The sequence below is a fragment of the Mycobacterium shunyiense genome (assembly GCF_058270075.1).
On the sequence record NZ_JBZDPU010000040.1, the window covers coordinates 812,440 to 829,970 of the forward strand.

A 17,531-nucleotide genomic window follows, 5' to 3' on the forward strand; every position below is an offset into this window, starting at 1 on the left:
CCTTAGCGATGGGTGAAGTTGGCGGCGCGCTTCTCCGAGAACGCTGCCATGCCTTCCTTCTGGTCTGCGGTGGCGAACGCCGAGTGGAACAGCCTGCGCTCGTAGAGCAGACCCTCGGCCAGGCTCACCTCGAAGGCGCGGTTGACCGCTTCCTTGGCCATCCGGGAGGCCGACAGGGACATCCCGGCGATGGTCGCGGCCACGGCCAGGGCCTCGTCGATCAGCGAGTCCGCCGGCACCAGGCGGGAAACCAGGCCGGCCCGCTCGGCCTCGACGGCGTCGATGGTCCGGCCGGTCAGGATCAGGTCCATCGCCTTGGCCTTGCCGATCGCCCGCGTCAGCCGCTGGCTGCCACCCATGCCCGGCAGCACACCCAGCTTGATCTCGGGCTGACCGAACTTCGCCGAATCCGCGGCGATCAGGATGTCGCACATCATCGCCAGCTCGCAGCCGCCGCCGAGTGCGTAACCGGCGACCGCGGCGATCGTCGGGGTGCGGGTGGCTGCGAACTTCGACCAGAGCTCGAAGAAGTCGGCCGAATACACGTCGGCGAACGACAGCTCGGCCATCTCCTTGATGTCCGCGCCGGCGGCGAACGCCTTCTCGTTGCCGGTGACGATGATGGCGCCGACACTGGGGTCGCGGTCGAGTTCGGCTGCGGCCGTGGTCACTTCGGTCATCACCTCGGTGTTGAGCGCGTTGAGCGCCTTCGGCCGGTTCAGCGTGATGGTGGCGACCCGGTCGGTACGGGTCACCAGGATCGTCTCGAACTCACTCATTGGTTGTCCTCCTGGAAGGTCAGATCGGGGTCGGCCGGAACGAAATACGCTTCGACGTCGGCGGTGGTGACCGCTGCGATCGAGGCGGGGGACCATTGCGGGTTGCGGTCCTTGTCGACGAGCTGAGCGCGGATGCCCTCGACGAAGTCATGCGATTTCACCGACGCGCACGAGGTCCGGTACTCCTGCTGCAGCACGTCCTCCAGTGTCTCCAGCTTGGCGGCCCGGCGCACCGCTTCCAGCGTGACGGCCAGGGAAACGGGGGAGCGGGTCTCGATGAGGTTGGCGGCATCTTCGGCGGCGGTGCCGCCAATGTGGCCGGCCGGCCCTGCGCTGTGGCCGCGCAGCGCGGTGAGGATGTCGGCCACGGTGTCGCCGGCGTAGCACTCGTCGATCCAGCCGCGCTGCTCGACCAGCGGGCTGGCGGGCGGTTCGACGGCGTAGGCCGCGAGGGCCTTCTCCACGCCGTCGCTGACCACGGCCGCGGTGAACTCGGCGACCTGGTCGTGCGGCACATAGTGATCGGCGAAGCCCATGGCGATCGCGTCGGCCCCGGAGAACGGGGACCCGGTGAGCGCGGCGTGCAGCCCGAGGGCGCCCGGGGCGCGCGAGAGCAGATAGGTCCCGCCCACATCAGGGATGAAGCCGATGCCGACCTCGGGCATCGCCATCTTCGTGGTGTCAGTCGCGACGCGGATGTTGCCGTGGGATGCGACGCCGACGCCACCGCCCATGACGATGCCGTCCATCACCGCCACATACGGCTTCGGGTAACGGCCGATATAGGCGTTGAGCAGGTATTCGTCGTACCAGAACTGTCGCGCGGCCTCGCCGCCCTCACGGGCGCTGTGATAGAGCGCCACCACGTCACCGCCTGCGCACAGGCCGCGTTCGCCGGCGCCGGTCAGCAGAACTGTGTGAACCGCATCGTCGTTCTCCCACGCATGCAGCGCTTCGGAGATGCCCGCGACCATCGCATCGTTGAGCGAGTTGATCGCCTTGGGCCGGTTCAGCGTGAGGATCCCGACGCCGTTGCGGACACTTACTAGGACGTCCTCGTTTTCTGTCACGAGATGCAATCTAGTTCGGTCCCCCAGTTGTGGTGCGCTACGGGTAGGGTTTGCCCCAAGATCAAACCTGTCAGTTTCCTGGGAGTCATTTCGCCTCCACGGGAACCCGCCCGGAACATTGATCGTTGAGCTACTAGTTCGTACTCGAACACATCTCATCAGAGAGGACCCGACGGTGCGCGAAACCAGCAACCCGGTATTCCGCAGCCTGCCCAAGACGCAGGGCGGATACGCACAATTCGGTACCGGAGCCAGCGGCTTCGGTGCACAGCAGGTGCATGCGCAGCCCTACGCGCAGGAGTACCTGGAACAGCCGCAGACCGGCGTTTCCCGTCCGCTGACCATCGATGACGTCGTCACCAAGACCGGCATCACGCTGGCCGTCGTGTCGGCCGTCGCGGTCGTGTCCTACTTCCTAGTGGCCGGAAACACGGCCCTGATGATGCCGTTCACCCTGATCGGCGGCCTCGGCGGTCTGGTGATGGTGCTCATCGCCACCTTCGGTCGTAAGCAGGACAACCCGGCCATCGTGCTGACCTACGCGGCGCTGGAGGGTCTGTTCCTCGGCGCGGCGTCGTTCCTGTTCGCCAACCTGGTGTCCAGCGGTGGACCGAGCATGATCTTCCAGGCCGTGGTGGCCTCGATCGGTGTGTTCATCGGCATGCTCGTGGTCTACAAGACCGGCGCCATCCGCGTGACGCCCAAGTTCACCCGGATGATCGTCGCCGCGATGTTCGGTGTCCTTGCGCTGATTCTGGTGAACTTCGTACTCGCGATGTTCGGTGTGGGCGGCGGCGAAGGCCTGGGCCTGCGTTCCGGCGGCGGCCTGTCCATCGCGTTCTCGCTGTTCGTGATCGCCCTGGCGGCGTTCAGCTTCCTGATCGACTTCGACGCTGCTGACCAGATGATCCGCGCCGGTGCTCCGGAGAAGGCCGCATGGGGCATCGCCCTGGGCTTGACCGTCACCCTGGTCTGGCTGTACATCGAGATCCTCCGGTTGCTGTCGTACTTCAACAACGACTAGCAACCCTGCCCCGAGAAAGGCGTCCGCGATTGCGGGCGCCTTTTTCTTTTGTGCTGTGGTCAGGTTGGGTCTGCGCTGAGGGCGTTGGCTTCTCGCACTTTTGCGCCGTGGATGCAGAGTGAATTGTGTGCCTGGTCGTGGCGGGCTTGACTCTGCGCTGAGGGCGTTCGCTACTCGCACTTTTGCGCCGTGGGCGCAGAGTGAACCAGCACTGGGTCAACCAGCGCGGGTTATCCCCACAGCGAGCTTCATGCACAAGGTCAGGCCATCGCGTGGCCTGGGCTGAGGCGGGTGTCGGCAGCTCAAACCAGCCTGGCGCCATGGATATCGGCAGCGATCCCTTCATCGGCAGCGAGGCTCTGGCAGGTGGCGCACTGAACCGCCATGAATTGCGCCGCTACTACCGGCCGCTGATGCCAAATGTGTACCTGGACAAACGGATTGCTCCGAATCTGCGGCGCCGAACGCAGGCAGCATGGTTGTGGTCACATCGAGAAGCGGTGGTCGCGGGGCTTACGGCATCCGCCTGGCATAGGGCCAAGTGGATCGATGACGACATTCCCGTCGAGTTGATCTGGGCGAACGCGCGGGCGCCGAAACGGGTGATCACCCGTGCTGACCTGCTGCTACCGGGGGAGTCGCAACGGCGCGACGGGCTGAACGTGACCACGCCGGAGCGGACGGCCTTCGACATAGGCCGGCGCGGAACCCTGAGGGAGGCGGTGGCTCGGCTCGACGCGCTGGGCAATGCGACGGGGCTGAAAGCAGCTGATGTGTTGGCGCTGGCGGATTGTCATGCCCATGTACGTGGTCTACGTCAGCTCGAGACGGCCCTGGACCTCTACGACCCAGGGGCACAGTCGCCGCAGGAAACCTGGCTTCGGTTGATGATCATCAACGAGGGATATCCGCGGCCGCAGACGCAGATTCCGGTGCTCGGTCAGAATGGCCGACCGCGCTACTACCTCGACATGGGCTGGGAGGAGCACATGCTCGCGTTGGAGTACGACGGGATCCAGCATGCCGATGCGCTCGGCTACGACATCGTCCGTCACGAGTACATCAGCCAGGCCGGCTGGACCACGATCCGAGTGGCGGCGGGCCATCGTCGGCCGGAAATCATGTGGCGGCTGCGCCGTGCATGGGATCAGGTTGCGCCGCCATTGGCTCTGCGGTGAGGGCGCGAGCTACTCGCACTTTTGCGCCCTCAGCGCAGAGCCAAAGCTGAACTAGGAGAGACGCTCCACGACCATCGCCATACCCTGGCCGCCACCGACACACATGGACTCGATGCCGAAGGTCTTGTCGTGGGTCGACAGGTTGTTCAGCAGCGTGGCGGTGATGCGGGCACCGGTCATGCCGAACGGGTGGCCCAGCGCGATCGCGCCGCCCGAGACGTTCAGCTTGTCCTCGTCGATGCCGAGCTCACGAGCCGAACCGAGCACCTGCACGGCGAACGCCTCGTTGATCTCGACCAGGTCGATGTCCGAGATCTTCTTGCCGGCCTTGGCCAGCGCCTTCTTGATGGCCTCGATCGGGCCCAGGCCCATGATCTCCGGCGACAGGCCGGACACCCCGGTGGAGACGATGCGGGCCAGCGGGGTCAGGCCCAGTTGCTTGGCCTTGGTGTCGCTCATGATGACGACCGCGGCCGCGCCGTCGTTCAGCGGACACGCATTGCCCGCGGTGATGGTGCCGTTGGGCCGGAACACCGGCTTGAGCTGGCTGATCTTCTCGTAGGTGGTGCCGGCGCGCGGGCCGTCATCGGTGGAAACCACGGTGCCGTCGGGCAGCGTGACGGGAACGATCTCGCGCTCGAAGAACCCGCTCTTGATGGCCTCCTCCGCGCGGTTCTGCGAACGCACGCCCCAGTGATCCTGGTCCTCACGGCTGATGCCGGTGAAGGTGGCGACGTTCTCGGCGGTCTGGCCCATGGCGATGTAGACGTCCGGGATCAGGCCGTCTTCGCGCGGGTCATGCCACTTGATGTCGCCCTCGGCCTGCGTGAGCGTACGGGCCTGGGCCTCTTCGAACAGCGCGTTCTTCGAGTTCGGGGCGCCGTCGGCGGCACCGACGCCGAAGCGCGACACCGTCTCGACACCGGCGGAGATGAACACGTCACCCTCGCCGGCCTTGATGGCGTGGAAGGCCATCCGGGTGGTCTGCAGCGACGACGAGCAGTACCGGTTGACGGTGGTGCCGGGTAGGAAGTCGTAGCCGAGCTCGACGGCCACGGCGCGGGCGATGTTGTAGCCGGCCTCACCGGCGGGCTGGGCGCAGCCCATCATCAGGTCGTCGATGTCGCGGGGATCCAGCGAGGGCACCTTGTCCAGAACGGCCTTCACCATCTGCGCGGCGAGGTCGTCGGGGCGCATGGTGGCCAGCGACCCCTTGACGGCGCGGCCGATAGGCGAGCGGGCGGTGGCAACGATGACGGCTTCAGGCATGACGGCTCCTGCTGATCGAATGGCTTAGAAAACTCAGTTGAAACTAGCCCGCGTGCACCACGATGGGTGCGGGCACCCCGGTTGAGCGGCGCCAAAGCCTGCTGACACCGCCCAGGCGGGTCAACAGTGTCCTCGTGTCGGCGGCTCCCGATTCCAGCGCCTCGTCGCCGTCCCAGTCGCCGAGAGCAGTGCACACCGCCGGCAGCAACTGCTTGGCGGCCAGTGCGTACCCGGCTGCCGACGGATGGAACATGTCCTCGGAGAACAGCAGGTCAGGGGCCTTGTAAAACTCCGGAGCCAGCAGATCCGAGAACGGCACCGGAACGCCGCCGGCGGCGCGTACCGCAGCGGCCTGGGCGCGGGCCAGTCGCAGGCCTTGACGGCGGGCGAACGCGCGCAGTGGCTGGGGGATCGCGCTGATCACCCCGAAGTCGGGGCAGGTGCCGACCACGACGACGGCACCTGCCGCGCGTAGCCGGCGCACCGCGTCGCCGACCCGGCGGGCCGACGGACCGATGCCGTTGGGTTTGGTGATGTCGTTGGCGCCGATCATGATCACGGCGGCATCCGGCGGTGGGCCCGCGACGAACATGGCGTCGATCTGACCGGACAGCCCCTTCGAGGTGGCGCCGACGATTGCCTTGGTGCTCAAGCGAATCCGCTTGTCGAATTGCTCCGCCACGCCGCGGGCGATCAGCACCCCGGGCACTTCGTCGGGCACCCGGCAGCCGTATCCGGTGGCGGTGGAGTCGCCGAAGATCATCAGATGCAGGTCGAAGGGGACTCCGCGTTCCCATTTCTCGACGGGCCCGCCGCCGGGCAGATACACGCCGTCCGCGCGGGGAGGGATGTCCCAGGACTTGGGGATGACCTGACGCGCCTGGTTGGCCTGCCCGCTCAACAGGTTGCGGGCTCCGATATAGGCCGATCCCGTAGAAGCCAGCGTCGCCGCAGCGGCAAGGGCGATGGTCGACCGGCGCGGGACGCGCACGTGAGGAGCACTTCGGCTTGGACCCACCAGATCAGTTTAGGCGGATGAGACAGGTTGTCCGCGTGGCGGCGCAGCGTGCCGATCACAGTGCTGTATCAAGTCCGGTATCAATTCAGTTTATTTGACTGTTGAACTGTTTACGGATGTCAAGCTAAGTTACCCGGGTTGTCTGAGTGACGAAGCTCACCTAGCACTACAAAGACGTAGGAAGTGGTGACGATGACTGCACCGAGCAAGGTATCCAGGTCGCATCATGCTGGCATAAGCCCAGCTAGGGCCCACCGCGGGCGTAGGTTCCCGATCAGTGACGGCGCGCCCGTCGAGGTGGTCGAGGACGGACCGAGCCTGGCGGGCCGATTGGCTTCGCTGGCGGCCACGCTGACAATCAAGCCGACCTTGGCGATTGGTAGCCATGTGCCGCATCTGCCGTGGCCATTCGGGTTGGTCAATTTCGCCGCCCGGCTGATCCGGCCGGTGCCCGGGACCATCAAGGCCACCATCGCGCTGCCCCACTGCACCGCGCAGCTGGTGCGGGCCGATGGCGTACTTCCCGCCGACGGGAAGCGCAGCGTAATTCTGTACCTGCACGGCGGTGCGTTCCTCGCCTGCGGGGCCAACACGCACTCGGGGATCGTCACGGCGCTGTCGGAGTACGCCGACAGCCCGGTGCTCGTGGTCGATTACCGGATGGTTCCCAAGCACTCGGTGGGCACCGCGATCGGAGATTGTTACGACGCCTACCAGTGGCTGCGGCTACGTGGATATGAGCCGGACCAGATCGTCCTGGCCGGCGACTCGGCGGGCGGCTACCTGTCGTTGGCACTGGCCGAGCGCCTGGTCGACGAGGGCGAGATGCCTGCCGCGTTGGTGACCATGTCGCCGCTGTTCGAGATCGACAACGAGTCACGGGCCAACCACCCGAACATCCACACCGACGCGATGTTCCCCGCCAAGGCGTTCGACGCCCTCGTGGAGCTCATCGAGCGCGCCGCCGGGCGCAAGGGCGAAGAAGTCTACGAACCCCTCGACCACATCGAGCCCGGTCTGCCGCGCACGCTGATCCACGCATCAGGCTCGGAGGCTCTGCTCAGCGATGCGCGAAAGGCCGCGCACATGCTGGCCGCTGCCGGGGTTCCCGTCGAGCTGCGGATCTGGCCCGGTCAGATGCACGTTTTCCAGCTCGCGTCGCCGATGGTGTCCGAAGCGAAGCGCTCGTTGCGCCAGATCGGCGAATACATTCGAGAGGCCACCTGGTAAGCGTTTCGCGGGCCTGAGACCATTGACGTATGCGCATCGCCAGGCACATCAGTGAGCTCATCGGCAATACCCCGCTGGTAGAGCTGAACTCCGTTGTCCCCGAAGGCTCGGGCAAGGTCCTGGCCAAGATCGAGTACCTGAACCCCGGCGGCAGCTCCAAAGACCGCATCGCGGCCAAGATGATCGACGCCGCCGAGGCCAGCGGCGAGCTCAAGCCGGGCGGCACCATCGTCGAACCCACGTCCGGCAACACCGGCGTCGGGCTGGCGATAGTCGCCCAGACCCGCGGCTACAAGTGCATCTTCGTCTGCCCCGACAAGGTCAGCGAGGACAAGCAGAATGTGTTGCGCGCCTATGGCGCCGAGGTCGTGGTGTGCCCGACGGCGGTGCCACCGGATCATCCGGACAGCTACTACAGCGTCTCCAACCGCCTCGTCGAGGAGATCGACGGCGCCTGGAAACCCGACCAGTACTCCAACCCGATGGGGCCGGAGAGCCACTACGAGACGACCGGTCCGGAGATCTGGGCCGATACCGACGGCACCGTGACGCACTTCGTGGCCGGGGTCGGTACCGGCGGCACGATCACCGGCACGGGCCGCTACCTCAAAGAGGTGTCGGACGGCAAGGTTCAGGTGATCGGTGCCGATCCGGAGGGCTCGGTGTACTCCGGCGGGACCGGGCGGCCCTATCTGGTGGAAGGCGTCGGTGAGGACTTCTGGCCGTCCGCCTACGATCCGTCGGTTCCCGACGGGATCATCGCCGTCTCCGACGCCGACTCGTTCGACATGACCCGGCGGCTGGCCCGCGAAGAGGCGCTGCTGGTCGGTGGATCCTGCGGTATGGCGGTCGTCGCCGCACTCGAGGTGGCCCGCACGGCCGGACCAGACTCGGTTGTCGTGGTGCTGCTGCCCGACGGTGGACGCGGTTACCTCTCAAAGATTTTCAACGACGCGTGGATGTCGTCGTACGGATTCCTCCGCAACCGGCTCGACGGTTCGATCGAGCAGTCGACGGTCGGCGATGTCCTTCGCGGCAAATCCGGGGCGCTGCCCGACCTGGTACACACGCACCCTTCCGAGACGGTGCGCGATGCGATCGGCATCCTGCGCGAATACGGCGTCTCGCAGATGCCGGTGGTCGGGGCCGAACCTCCCGTGATGGCGGGCGAGGTGGCCGGCAGCGTGTCCGAGCGGGAGCTGCTGTCGGCGGTGTTCGAGGGCCGGGCGAAGCTGGCCGACGCAGTGGCCGAACACATGAGCCCGCCGTTGCCGTTGATCGGCGCGGGAGAGTTGGTCTCCACGGCGGCGAAATCGCTGCGGGACTGCGACGCGGTGATGGTCGTCGAGGAGGGCAAGCCCGTCGGTGTGATCACCCGCCACGATCTGCTCGGGTTCCTGTCCGAGGGCAGCGGCAGGCACTAGTCAGGGCGAATTGCGCGCCTTCGCGTGGAATGCCTTGTCTTCAGCGACTTCTCAGCTAGGGTGAGTTCGCCTCGGGCTAGCAAACTCAGACAGCATCACTGCCCGCGGTGAGAACCGGCCCACTGTGCCCGGCGAATACGCTCGTGTTGTTCTGCCAAAGGGCGTTGGCGATGCGTAATCTGCCTGTGGAGCAGTCTGTCTGTATAGGTGCTGGCAGAACGTAGCGTCCGCCCGCGGAGCGCTATCCGAGATGAGGAGAGCTTTCGACGTGACCGATCAACCGCCCCCGCCCGGGAACTACCCGCCGCCGCCGGAGGGTGGCTATCCGCCTCCGCCCCAGCACGGCGGTTTCGCACCGCCGCCTCCGCCGCAGGGTGGTGCCTATCCGCCGCCGCCTCCGCCGCAGGGTGGCGGCTACCCGCCCCCGCCACCGCCGCAGCAGGGTGGCTATCCGCCCCCGCCGCAAAGCGGTGGTTACCCGCCCCCGCCGCCTCAGGGTGGTGGCTATCCACCGCCTCCCGGCGGCTACCCGCCTCCGGGCGGTTACCCATCGCCGGGCGGTTACCCGCCGCCCAGTTACGGGGCCCCTGGCTACCCGCCCGCGGGCGCACCCGGATTCGGCGGTGCGCCGTACAGCGTCGGTGACGCCTTCTCGTGGGCCTGGAACAAGTTCCTCAAGCATCCGGCCGAGCTGATCGTGCCGACGGTGGTGTACGCCTTGATCGCTGGCGCCGTCTACGGCGTCTTCTACGGCATCGCCTATGCGATGTCGCCGGACTCGACCAGTAGCTACGAGTCCTATCAAGATGGCTTCAGCTACTCGGCCTCGAGCGACTTCGGGACCGGGGGCAGCATCGTCATGTTCATCGGCTCGATCGTGCTCTTGGTAGTCAGCGGCTGGATCGCAGCGGGGTACACCGCCGGTCTGCTCGACATCGCCAACGGCCAGCCGGTCACCATCGGTTCGTTCTTCAAACCGCGCAACGTCGGCAACGTGATCCTCGCGACCGTGATCGTCGGTGTGATCTCGTTCCTGGTCAACCTGGTGCTGTTTGCTCCCACATTCCTACTGGGCGCATGGGCGTTCGTGGCCTTTCCGTTGTCGTTCGTCGCTTCGATAGTCCTCGCCGTCCTGTTTCTGTTCACCACGGTCGCAGCGGTGGACCGCAATCTCAGCGGCGTCGATGCGGTCAAGGCGAGCTTCGACCTCGCGAAGGCCAATTTCGGCACGGTGCTGCTGACGGCGCTCGTGATGGGTGTCATCGCCTTCATCGGCGCGATTCCCTGCGGCCTCGGCCTCATCGTGGCGGTTCCGTTGATCCTCCTCATCGAGGTGTACGCCTGGCGTCGGCTCAGCGGTGGCCCGGTGGCACCGCTGACCCCATAGGCAGAACAACCGACCTCAGCGCCCACGGCGCGTACGGCAGAAATGCCTGCGCCGTGGGCGCTTTGGCGCATGACATCATTTGCGCATGACATTTCAGCCGCCGCCCGGCCCCGGATACATCGCCGGCCCCAATACCCCGGGAATGAATCCGTACCCGAGCCCGTACCCCAGTGCGGCGCAGGGCAGTCCGTACAGTGCCGGGCCCACCGGCTATCCGCCGGCCGGCCCGTCGCCCTACCCGGCACCGGGACCGTCGTCGCAGTGGAACTACGGCCAGCCGGCGACGAATCCGAATGCCTACACGCCCTGGCTGGACCGGGTGCTGGCCTCGGTGATCGATCAGATTCCGTTCCTGGTGATTTTTTTCGTGGGATACGGCGTCTTCATGGGTATCGCGGCGGCGGTCGCGTCGTCGGTGGATTCATCCGGTGAGCCGTCCGGCGGTGCCGTCGCATTCCTGGTCCTGGGAATGTTCGTGCTGTTTGCGGTGACGTTGGCCTTTCCGGTGTGGAACTTCGGGTACCGCCAGGGCAAGACCGGGCAGAGCCTCGGGAAGCAGGTCATGAAGTTCAAGGTGGTCAGCGAGAAGACCGGCCAGCCGATCGGTTTCGGCATGTCGCTGGTGCGCCAGCTCGCCCATGTCCTCGACAGCTTCTTCTACATCGGCTACCTGATGCCGTTGTGGGACGGCAAGCGTCAGACCATCGCCGACAAGGCGCTCACGACGGTGTGTGTCCCTGCCCCGGTGTCTGCTCCACCTCCTTCTCCGACGGCGTTTCCCGGCCCGCAGGGCGGTCCCAACCCCTACGCGTACCCGCCCCGATAGGCTCGACACGTTATGAGTGAACAGCGCAGGTGGCACGGTCTGGCCACAAAAGCCATCCACGCCGGTTACCGACCCGACCCGGGCACCGGAGCCGTCAACACCCCGATCTACGCCAGCTCGACCTTCGCCCAGGACGGCGTCGGCGGTCTGCGCGGCGGATTCGAATACGCCCGCACCGGCAACCCGACCCGGCAGGCTCTGGAAGCGGCGCTGGCGGCGGTCGAGGAAGCCGCCTACGGGCGGGCCTTCGCTTCGGGCATGGCCGCCACGGACTGTGCGCTGCGCGCGGTGCTGCGGCCGGGCGACCACGTGGTCATTCCCGACGATGCCTACGGCGGCACGTTCCGCCTCATCGACAAGGTGTTCTCGCAGTGGAACGTCACCCACACCCCGGTCCCGCTGAGCGATCTGGACGCTGTGCGTTCGGCCCTCACCCCGCGGACCCGGCTGATCTGGGTCGAGACACCCACCAACCCGCTGTTGAGCGTGGCCGACATCCCCGGAATCGTCCAGCTCGCGTCGTCCTCCGGGGTCAAGGTGTTGGTGGACAACACGTTTGCCTCGCCTGCGCTGCAGCAGCCGCTGCTGCTCGGGGCCGACATCGTGCTCCACTCGACCACCAAGTACATCGGTGGGCACTCGGATGTGGTGGGCGGCGCGCTGCTGACCAACGACGAGGAACTCGACGCGGCATTCGCATTCCTGCAGAACGGTGCCGGTGCGGTGCCTGGGCCATTCGACGCGTACCTGACCATGCGCGGGCTCAAGACGCTGGTGCTGCGCATGCGTCAGCACAGTGAAAACGCTGCACTGATAGCCGAATTCCTCGACGGGCACCCAGCCGTCGAGACCGTGCTCTACCCAGGCCTGGCCAGCCACCCCAACCACGATGTGGCGGCGCGGCAGATGTCGGGCTTCGGTGGCATGGTGAGCCTGCAGCTACGTGGTGGGCCCCGAGCGGCACGTGAATTGTGCTCGCGCACTGAGCTTTTCATTCTCGCCGAGTCGCTCGGCGGCGTGGAGTCGCTGATCGAGTACCCAGGGGCCATGACGCATGCGTCGACCGCGGGCTCGCAGCTGGAGGTGCCTGACAACCTGGTGCGGCTGTCGGTGGGAATCGAGCATGCCGCCGATCTGCTGGCCGATCTTGAGCAGGCCCTCGGCAAGTAACGCCGCGGTTAGGACATCAGGGCCGGACGTAACGCCGACGTCGTCACTGCCAGATTCATCTCCGGCAGTGCCGACGCGGTCTCGTCCACCCAGATGCCCGTCGCGATTTCGGTGGACCGGGCATGCACCCAGCGCCAGCCCCGGTCGTTGAGGCTGAGGATCGCGCCCAGGCCGTCGACCGCATGCAACAGGCAGATGATCGCGGCGATCGCGGGTACCGGGTTGTGCCCGTCGAACAGCGCCGCCAGCAGCGCTGCCCGCGCCTGGCTGACCCGCTCCCGGCTGGTCAACGGCCAGCAGTACGCCGGCTTACCCGGGAAGCCTTTACCGGGCATGCGGACCCGGCGGACCAGACCCATCCGTTCGAGATGCTGTTCCAGGTTGGTCTGGGAGTGCCTGCTCAGCTTGGCCAGTGCGGTGTCGGCCGGAAGCGGCCGGCGTTGCAGAAGTTCGAATGCCGGGTCACCGACCGGATCGGCGGGCCAATCGCCGGCCAGCGCGACCAGGTGGCCGGCCTCGATCGGTTCATCCGCCATGGCAGGGCGGATCCGGCAGGCATACGCCAGATCCAGCAGTACGGCCGCGCTGAGTACTTTCTCCCTGCGATGCCGATCAAGTGCGGGTTGCGCGGCTGCGTTGTCCAGCAACAGCAAGAACAGGTCTTCGGCGATTTGCGCCATTTCCCCGACTGTACTGCTTGCCCCGTGCCGACCCGTCAGTCGTGATAGGGCTCGGCGCTGACAAGCGTGACCTTGACGGTGTTGCCGTTCGGCACGGTGTAGGTGCGCGACTCGCCGACCTTGGCGTCGATCAGTGCACTGCCCAGCGGAGAGTTGGGGGAGTACACCTCGAGCTTGCCGTCGCTGATGCCCTCCTGGCGGGTGGCGATCAGGAACGTCTCGGTGTCCTTCTTGTCGTCGTCGTAGTACACCTTGACGACCGAACCGGGCAGCGCGACACCCGACTGCTTGGGTGCCTCACCGACCTTGGCGTTGTTGAGCAGCTCCTGCAGCTGGCGGATGCGGGCCTCCTGCTGGCCCTGCTCCTCGCGGGCGGCGTGGTAGCCACCGTTCTCGCGCAGGTCGCCCTCTTCGCGACGGTCGTTGATCTCGGCGGCGATCACCGGCCGGTTGGCGATCAGCTGATCGAGCTCCGCCTTCAACCGGTCGAATGCGTCCTGAGTGAGCCAGGTGACCTGTGTATCGGTCATGTTCTTGTGCTCCTTCTGTCTTGCTTGCCCTCGCGGCGCTCTTGCGCCTTCCCTCGCGTACGAAGTCCGTCGTTTCCGGGCCGGGGCATGCGCATGTATTGCCGCGGACGTACGCACCTAACTGAGTGCTAATGCAGCAATACACGGCCCCAGCGAGGAACCGTGTATCGCACAATCGTACCACCGAGTAGCCGGCGAATCTTCATGTAATGGCTGTTCGACGTTTGTTGCGAACGTCAAATTCAGGGCGCTACCAGGTAGGACGGCACATCCGTCCCGCAACCGTAGACATCGCCGATCACGGGGGGTCGGCTGGATTTCACTTCGGCCGTCACCTGCACCACCCGCTGATCGGACGGACCCACCAGGATTTCGCGTCGCCCGGTTTCGCTCCCGTCGATCGAGCGGGCCCGAACGATGCACACCACCGGCGTCGACGGATCAGGCCGGGTCACCCCTATCGTCACCGACACAGTCTGGTTGTCGATCAGCTCGTAGGCCGAGAGCTCGCCTTTCACCTCGCCGGTGCCCAACCGCTGGAAGGCCACGACCGCCAGGATCACACCGGCCACCACCACCACGCCGACCAGCGCGAACGTGATCCATCGCCGGGTCCGGCGGGACAATTGGCGGGATCCGTAGCGGGCGGCGGGGCGTTCGATCATCAGAACTGGAACTATAGGGCCAGACGAAACCGTCACCGCAGCCCAGGGACCGGGCTGAAGGTTTGGGTACAGGGATTAGGTAAGAGGACGCCGTAGTTAGATGAAAGCGAAATGAGTGAACTGCGGTTGATGGCGGTGCATGCCCACCCGGATGACGAGTCCAGCAAGGGTGCGGCTACCACCGCGCGCTATGCGGCCGAAGGTGTGCGCGTCATGGTCGTGACGCTCACCGGCGGCGAGCGCGGAGACATACTCAATCCGGCGATGGACCTGCCCGAGGTGCACGGCCGGATCAGCGAGGTGCGCCGTGACGAGATGGCCAAGGCCGCCGAGATCCTCGGCGTCGAGCACCACTGGCTGGGATTCGTCGACTCGGGCCTGCCCGAGGGCGATCCGTTGCCGCCGCTTCCGGACGGCTGTTTCGCGCGTGTGCCGCTTGCCGAGCCGGTCAGCCGCCTGGTCCGGGTGATCCGCGAGTTCCAGCCGCACGTGCTGACCACCTACGACGAGAACGGCGGCTACCCCCACCCCGACCACATCCGGTGCCACGAGGTCTCGGTGGCGGCCTACGAGGCGGCCGCCGACTACCGGCTGTACCCCGATGCCGGGGCCCCGTGGAACGTCTCGAAGCTGTACTACAACCACGGCTTCCTGCGTGAGCGCATGCAGCTGCTGCAGGACGAGTTCGCCAAGTACGGTCGGCAGGGTCCCTTCGGCAAATGGCTGGAACACTGGGACCCGGACCACGACCCGTTCGCCAACCGGGTCACCACCCGTGTTGAATGCTCGGAGTACTTCAGTCAGCGCGACGACGCGCTGCGCGCGCACGCGACCCAGATCGACCCGAAAGGCGATTTCTTCCATGCGCCGATCGAGTGGCAGCAGCGGCTCTGGCCGACTGAGGAGTTCGAGTTGGCGCGGTCGCGTGTCCCGGTGAATCTGCCGGAAGACGACCTGTTCACCGGGATTGAGAAATGATCGACACTTTGACCGCAGTGATCACACTGCTCGCCGACGAGCCGCGAAATACCGGGCCGGAGTTCGGTAAGGCAACTCCGCTCGGCTTGCTCGTCACGGTCGCGCTGCTGATCGGCACCTTCGCGCTGGTCTGGTCGATGAACCGCCACCTGCGCAAGCTGCCCGAGTCCTTCGACCGGGAACACCCCGAACCCGACCAGGCCGCCGACGAGGGCACTGCCGACGGTGCCGGTGACGGCGACCCGGTCGAGAACATCGCCGATGACCACCAGAGTCAGCCGCGTGAGCCGGGTAGCGGGTAACACGCTCGGCGGGTCCACCAGCCCGTACCTTCGCCAGCACGCCGACAACCCGGTGCACTGGCGAGAATGGACGCCCGAGGCGCTCGCAGAAGCGGCCTCCCGGGACGTCCCCATCCTGCTGTCCATCGGATACGCGGCCTGCCATTGGTGCCATGTGATGGCGCATGAGTCGTTCGAAGATGCAGAGGTCGCAGCGGCCGCGAACGACGGGTTCGTCTGCATCAAGGTCGACCGCGAAGAACGTCCCGACCTGGACGCGGTCTACATGAACGCCACCGTCGCCCTGACCGGGCAGGGCGGCTGGCCCATGACCTGCTTCCTCACCCCGGATGGTCGGCCGTTCTTCGGCGGCACCTACTACCCGAAGCTCGGGTTTCTGCAGCTGTTGGACGCCGTCGCCGAAACCTGGCGGGACCGGCGCGACGAGGTCGAGCGCGCCTCCGATCAGATCGCCACCGAGCTGCGCTCGATGTCGGCCGGGTTGCCCGGCGGTGGGGCGCCGGTGGGGCCCGAGTTGTGCGATCACGCGGTGGCCGCCGTGCTGAATGACGAGGACGTGTTTCACGGCGGCTTTGGCGGTGCGCCCAAGTTCCCGCCCTCGGCCCTGTTGGAAGGGCTGCTGCGCCACCACGAACGCACGGGGTCGGTGGCGGCGTTGTCGGCTGTCGAGCGCACGTGCGCGGCGATGGCCCGCGGTGGCATCTACGACCAGCTGGCCGGAGGATTCGCCCGCTACAGTGTCGACCCGCACTGGGTGGTGCCGCACTTCGAGAAGATGCTGTACGACAATGCGCTGCTGTTGCGGGCCTATGCGCATCTGGCCCGGCGGACCGATGATCCGTTGGCGCGCAGGGTGACTGCCGAGACAGCTGGGTTCCTCATCGCGTATCTGGGTGCCGGTGCCATGTTCACCTCCTCGCTCGACGCCGACGCCGGTGGCCGCGAAGGGCTGACCTACGTGTGGACGCCGGCCGAACTGCGCTCCGTCCTCGGTGAGGACGACGGAGCTTGGGCGGCTTCACTTTTCGGGGTCACCGAGCGTGGCACCTTTGAACACGGCGCCTCGGTGCTGCAACTGCACCGCGATCCGGACGAAACTGCCCGCTTCGAGTCGGTGCGCACGACGCTGTTGGCGGCCCGCGCGTCGCGTCCTCAGCCGGCCCGCGACGACAAGGTGGTGACCGCCTGGAACGGCCTGGCCATCACCGCGCTGGCCGAAGCCTCGGTGGCGCTCGAAAGCCCTGAATTGCTTTCTGCGGCAGTCGAATGTGCGAGCCGGCTGCTGGATCTGCACGTGGTGAACGGCCGATTACGCCGGGCCAGCCTTGGGGGTGTCGTCGGGGAGAGTGCGGCGATCCTGGAGGATCACGCGGCGCTGGCCACCGCATTGCTGACCCTGCATCAACTCACCGGATTCGGACTGGACGAGGCAGTGCGGCTCCTGGATGTCGCACTCGAACATTTCGCCGACCCCGATCAGCCGGGCCGCTGGTTCGACACCGCCGACGACGCCGAACAGCTGATGGTGCGTCCCGCCGACCCGATCGACGGCGCGACACCGTCGGGCGCGTCGCTGATCGCCGAGGCCCTGCAGTCGGCGGGATACCTGACCGGCTCGCAGCGCTATGTCGATGCGGCGCAAGCGACTTTGTCTTCGGCCACGCCGATCCTGGCCCGCGCGGCCCGCTCCGGCGGGCACTGGCTGGCCGTGGCCGAAGCCCAGGTACGCGGGCCGATCCAGATCGCGGTGGCCGGGGATCCGTCGTCGCCGCTGTTGTACGCTGCGCGCCGGTTGGCGCCCGGTGGGGCGCTGGTGGTCGGCGGTGCCCCAGGGACCGCCGACTCGTCGCCGTTGCTTCGAGGACGCGACCGGGTGGACGGCGCCGACGCCGCGTACGTGTGCCGTGGGACGGTCTGCGACCTGCCCGTCACCACGGTCGAAGCTCTGGCTGTCTCGCTGGGCGGTCAACCGCCGGACGGCGGAAGTGGCGCCGTGTAGCC

The 17,531-nt window shown here is 66.6% G+C and carries 17 protein-coding genes; 10 read left to right on the top strand and 7 right to left on the bottom strand.

Going from position 1 to position 17,531, the window contains the following annotated elements:
- Positions 1 to 2: 2 nt before the first annotated feature.
- Both AC4ELH_RS34535 and AC4ELH_RS34540 read right to left on the bottom strand, forming a co-directional pair.
- Positions 3 to 779, bottom strand: coding sequence for an enoyl-CoA hydratase (locus tag AC4ELH_RS34535; protein WP_448442240.1), 777 nt, complete (start codon positions 777 to 779; stop codon positions 3 to 5).
- Entirely contained in the window at positions 776 to 1,849 is a 1,074-nt protein-coding gene (locus AC4ELH_RS34540; protein WP_498889371.1) for an enoyl-CoA hydratase/isomerase family protein, read from the bottom strand. The genes AC4ELH_RS34535 and AC4ELH_RS34540 overlap by 4 nt, the downstream gene beginning before the upstream one ends.
- A gap of 175 nt (positions 1,850 to 2,024) precedes the next feature.
- Here AC4ELH_RS34540 and AC4ELH_RS34545 point away from each other — a divergent pair, with 175 nt between their 5' ends.
- Both AC4ELH_RS34545 and AC4ELH_RS34550 read left to right on the top strand, forming a co-directional pair.
- Entirely contained in the window at positions 2,025 to 2,873 is an 849-nt protein-coding gene (locus tag AC4ELH_RS34545; RefSeq protein WP_064887567.1) for a Bax inhibitor-1/YccA family protein, read from the top strand.
- A gap of 320 nt (positions 2,874 to 3,193) precedes the next feature.
- Positions 3,194 to 4,051 carry a DUF559 domain-containing protein gene (locus tag AC4ELH_RS34550; RefSeq protein WP_498889373.1) on the top strand — a complete coding sequence of 286 codons (858 nt, stop codon included), beginning with the start codon at positions 3,194 to 3,196 and terminating at the stop codon, positions 4,049 to 4,051.
- Positions 4,052 to 4,102: 51 nt separating this feature from the next.
- Here the strand turns inward: AC4ELH_RS34550 and AC4ELH_RS34555 are convergent, their stop codons facing one another.
- Together AC4ELH_RS34555 and AC4ELH_RS34560 are read right to left on the bottom strand one after the other, a co-directional pair.
- The gene (locus tag AC4ELH_RS34555; protein WP_448442246.1) at positions 4,103 to 5,320 is read right to left on the bottom strand and encodes an acetyl-CoA C-acetyltransferase; all 1,218 of its coding nucleotides are present in this window, start codon (positions 5,318 to 5,320) and stop codon (positions 4,103 to 4,105) included.
- A gap of 43 nt (positions 5,321 to 5,363) precedes the next feature.
- Positions 5,364 to 6,311: an SGNH/GDSL hydrolase family protein gene (locus tag AC4ELH_RS34560; protein WP_448442248.1), complete on the bottom strand. Its 948-nt coding sequence runs from the start codon at positions 6,309 to 6,311 to the stop codon at positions 5,364 to 5,366.
- A gap of 219 nt (positions 6,312 to 6,530) precedes the next feature.
- Here AC4ELH_RS34560 and AC4ELH_RS34565 point away from each other — a divergent pair, with 219 nt between their 5' ends.
- The 5 genes from AC4ELH_RS34565 (at position 6,531) to AC4ELH_RS34585 (ending at position 12,375) form a co-directional block, all read left to right on the top strand.
- The gene (locus AC4ELH_RS34565; protein WP_448442250.1) at positions 6,531 to 7,568 is read left to right on the top strand and encodes an alpha/beta hydrolase; all 1,038 of its coding nucleotides are present in this window, start codon (positions 6,531 to 6,533) and stop codon (positions 7,566 to 7,568) included.
- 29 nt (positions 7,569 to 7,597) lie between these two features.
- Positions 7,598 to 8,992: a cystathionine beta-synthase gene (locus tag AC4ELH_RS34570; RefSeq protein WP_064960092.1), complete on the top strand. Its 1,395-nt coding sequence runs from the start codon at positions 7,598 to 7,600 to the stop codon at positions 8,990 to 8,992.
- 268 nt (positions 8,993 to 9,260) lie between these two features.
- Positions 9,261 to 10,379, top strand: a complete 1,119-nt coding sequence (locus AC4ELH_RS34575; RefSeq protein ID WP_448442253.1) for a DUF2189 domain-containing protein — start codon at positions 9,261 to 9,263, stop codon at positions 10,377 to 10,379.
- An 85-nt stretch (positions 10,380 to 10,464) separates the two neighbouring features.
- Entirely contained in the window at positions 10,465 to 11,205 is a 741-nt protein-coding gene (locus AC4ELH_RS34580; protein WP_448442255.1) for an RDD family protein, read from the top strand.
- A 12-nt stretch (positions 11,206 to 11,217) separates the two neighbouring features.
- Entirely contained in the window at positions 11,218 to 12,375 is a 1,158-nt protein-coding gene (locus AC4ELH_RS34585) for a cystathionine gamma-synthase (protein WP_064887581.1), read from the top strand.
- An 8-nt stretch (positions 12,376 to 12,383) separates the two neighbouring features.
- Here the strand turns inward: AC4ELH_RS34585 and AC4ELH_RS34590 are convergent, their stop codons facing one another.
- The 3 genes from AC4ELH_RS34590 to AC4ELH_RS34600 all read right to left on the bottom strand — a co-directional run bounded on the left by AC4ELH_RS34590 (position 12,384) and on the right by AC4ELH_RS34600 (position 14,250).
- On the bottom strand, positions 12,384 to 13,055 hold the full coding sequence (locus AC4ELH_RS34590; RefSeq protein ID WP_064960095.1) for a GOLPH3/VPS74 family protein: 672 nt from the start codon (positions 13,053 to 13,055) through the stop codon (positions 12,384 to 12,386).
- 35 nt (positions 13,056 to 13,090) lie between these two features.
- Complete coding sequence (gene greA, locus AC4ELH_RS34595) at positions 13,091 to 13,585, bottom strand: transcription elongation factor GreA (protein WP_055116762.1); 495 nt, start codon at positions 13,583 to 13,585, stop codon at positions 13,091 to 13,093.
- Between the two features lie 242 nt (positions 13,586 to 13,827).
- Positions 13,828 to 14,250 (bottom strand): DUF4307 domain-containing protein, encoded by a 423-nt coding sequence (locus AC4ELH_RS34600; RefSeq protein ID WP_064887585.1) that lies wholly within the window; start codon positions 14,248 to 14,250, stop codon positions 13,828 to 13,830.
- 111 nt (positions 14,251 to 14,361) lie between these two features.
- Here AC4ELH_RS34600 and mca point away from each other — a divergent pair, with 111 nt between their 5' ends.
- Genes mca through AC4ELH_RS34615 form a run of 3 tightly spaced genes read left to right on the top strand, consistent with a single transcriptional unit; the run spans position 14,362 to position 17,529 of the window.
- The gene (gene mca / locus AC4ELH_RS34605) at positions 14,362 to 15,228 is read left to right on the top strand and encodes a mycothiol conjugate amidase Mca (protein ID WP_064960096.1); all 867 of its coding nucleotides are present in this window, start codon (positions 14,362 to 14,364) and stop codon (positions 15,226 to 15,228) included.
- Complete coding sequence (locus tag AC4ELH_RS34610) at positions 15,225 to 15,530, top strand: hypothetical protein (RefSeq protein ID WP_064960097.1); 306 nt, start codon at positions 15,225 to 15,227, stop codon at positions 15,528 to 15,530. The genes mca and AC4ELH_RS34610 overlap by 4 nt, the downstream gene beginning before the upstream one ends.
- Positions 15,490 to 17,529 carry a thioredoxin domain-containing protein gene (locus AC4ELH_RS34615; protein WP_498889379.1) on the top strand — a complete coding sequence of 680 codons (2,040 nt, stop codon included), beginning with the start codon at positions 15,490 to 15,492 and terminating at the stop codon, positions 17,527 to 17,529. The genes AC4ELH_RS34610 and AC4ELH_RS34615 overlap by 41 nt, the downstream gene beginning before the upstream one ends.
- Positions 17,530 to 17,531 lie beyond the last annotated feature (2 nt).

Excerpts from the sequence above, each read along its gene's own strand:
- mca (WP_064960096.1), top strand. The coding sequence starts at position 14,362 with ATGAGTGAACTGCGGTTGATGGCGGTGCATGCCCACCCGGATGACGAG.
- AC4ELH_RS34615 (WP_498889379.1), top strand. The coding sequence starts at position 15,490 with ATGACCACCAGAGTCAGCCGCGTGAGCCGGGTAGCGGGTAACACGCTC.
- AC4ELH_RS34585 (WP_064887581.1), top strand. The coding sequence starts at position 11,218 with ATGAGTGAACAGCGCAGGTGGCACGGTCTGGCCACAAAAGCCATCCAC.
- greA (WP_055116762.1), bottom strand. The coding sequence starts at position 13,585 with ATGACCGATACACAGGTCACCTGGCTCACTCAGGACGCATTCGACCGG.
- AC4ELH_RS34555 (WP_448442246.1), bottom strand. The coding sequence starts at position 5,320 with ATGCCTGAAGCCGTCATCGTTGCCACCGCCCGCTCGCCTATCGGCCGC.
- AC4ELH_RS34550 (WP_498889373.1), top strand. The coding sequence starts at position 3,194 with ATGGATATCGGCAGCGATCCCTTCATCGGCAGCGAGGCTCTGGCAGGT.
- AC4ELH_RS34600 (WP_064887585.1), bottom strand. The coding sequence starts at position 14,250 with ATGATCGAACGCCCCGCCGCCCGCTACGGATCCCGCCAATTGTCCCGC.
- AC4ELH_RS34610 (WP_064960097.1), top strand. The coding sequence starts at position 15,225 with ATGATCGACACTTTGACCGCAGTGATCACACTGCTCGCCGACGAGCCG.
- AC4ELH_RS34590 (WP_064960095.1), bottom strand. The coding sequence starts at position 13,055 with ATGGCGCAAATCGCCGAAGACCTGTTCTTGCTGTTGCTGGACAACGCA.
- AC4ELH_RS34565 (WP_448442250.1), top strand. The coding sequence starts at position 6,531 with ATGACTGCACCGAGCAAGGTATCCAGGTCGCATCATGCTGGCATAAGC.
- AC4ELH_RS34580 (WP_448442255.1), top strand. The coding sequence starts at position 10,465 with ATGACATTTCAGCCGCCGCCCGGCCCCGGATACATCGCCGGCCCCAAT.
- AC4ELH_RS34570 (WP_064960092.1), top strand. The coding sequence starts at position 7,598 with ATGCGCATCGCCAGGCACATCAGTGAGCTCATCGGCAATACCCCGCTG.
- AC4ELH_RS34535 (WP_448442240.1), bottom strand. The coding sequence starts at position 779 with ATGAGTGAGTTCGAGACGATCCTGGTGACCCGTACCGACCGGGTCGCC.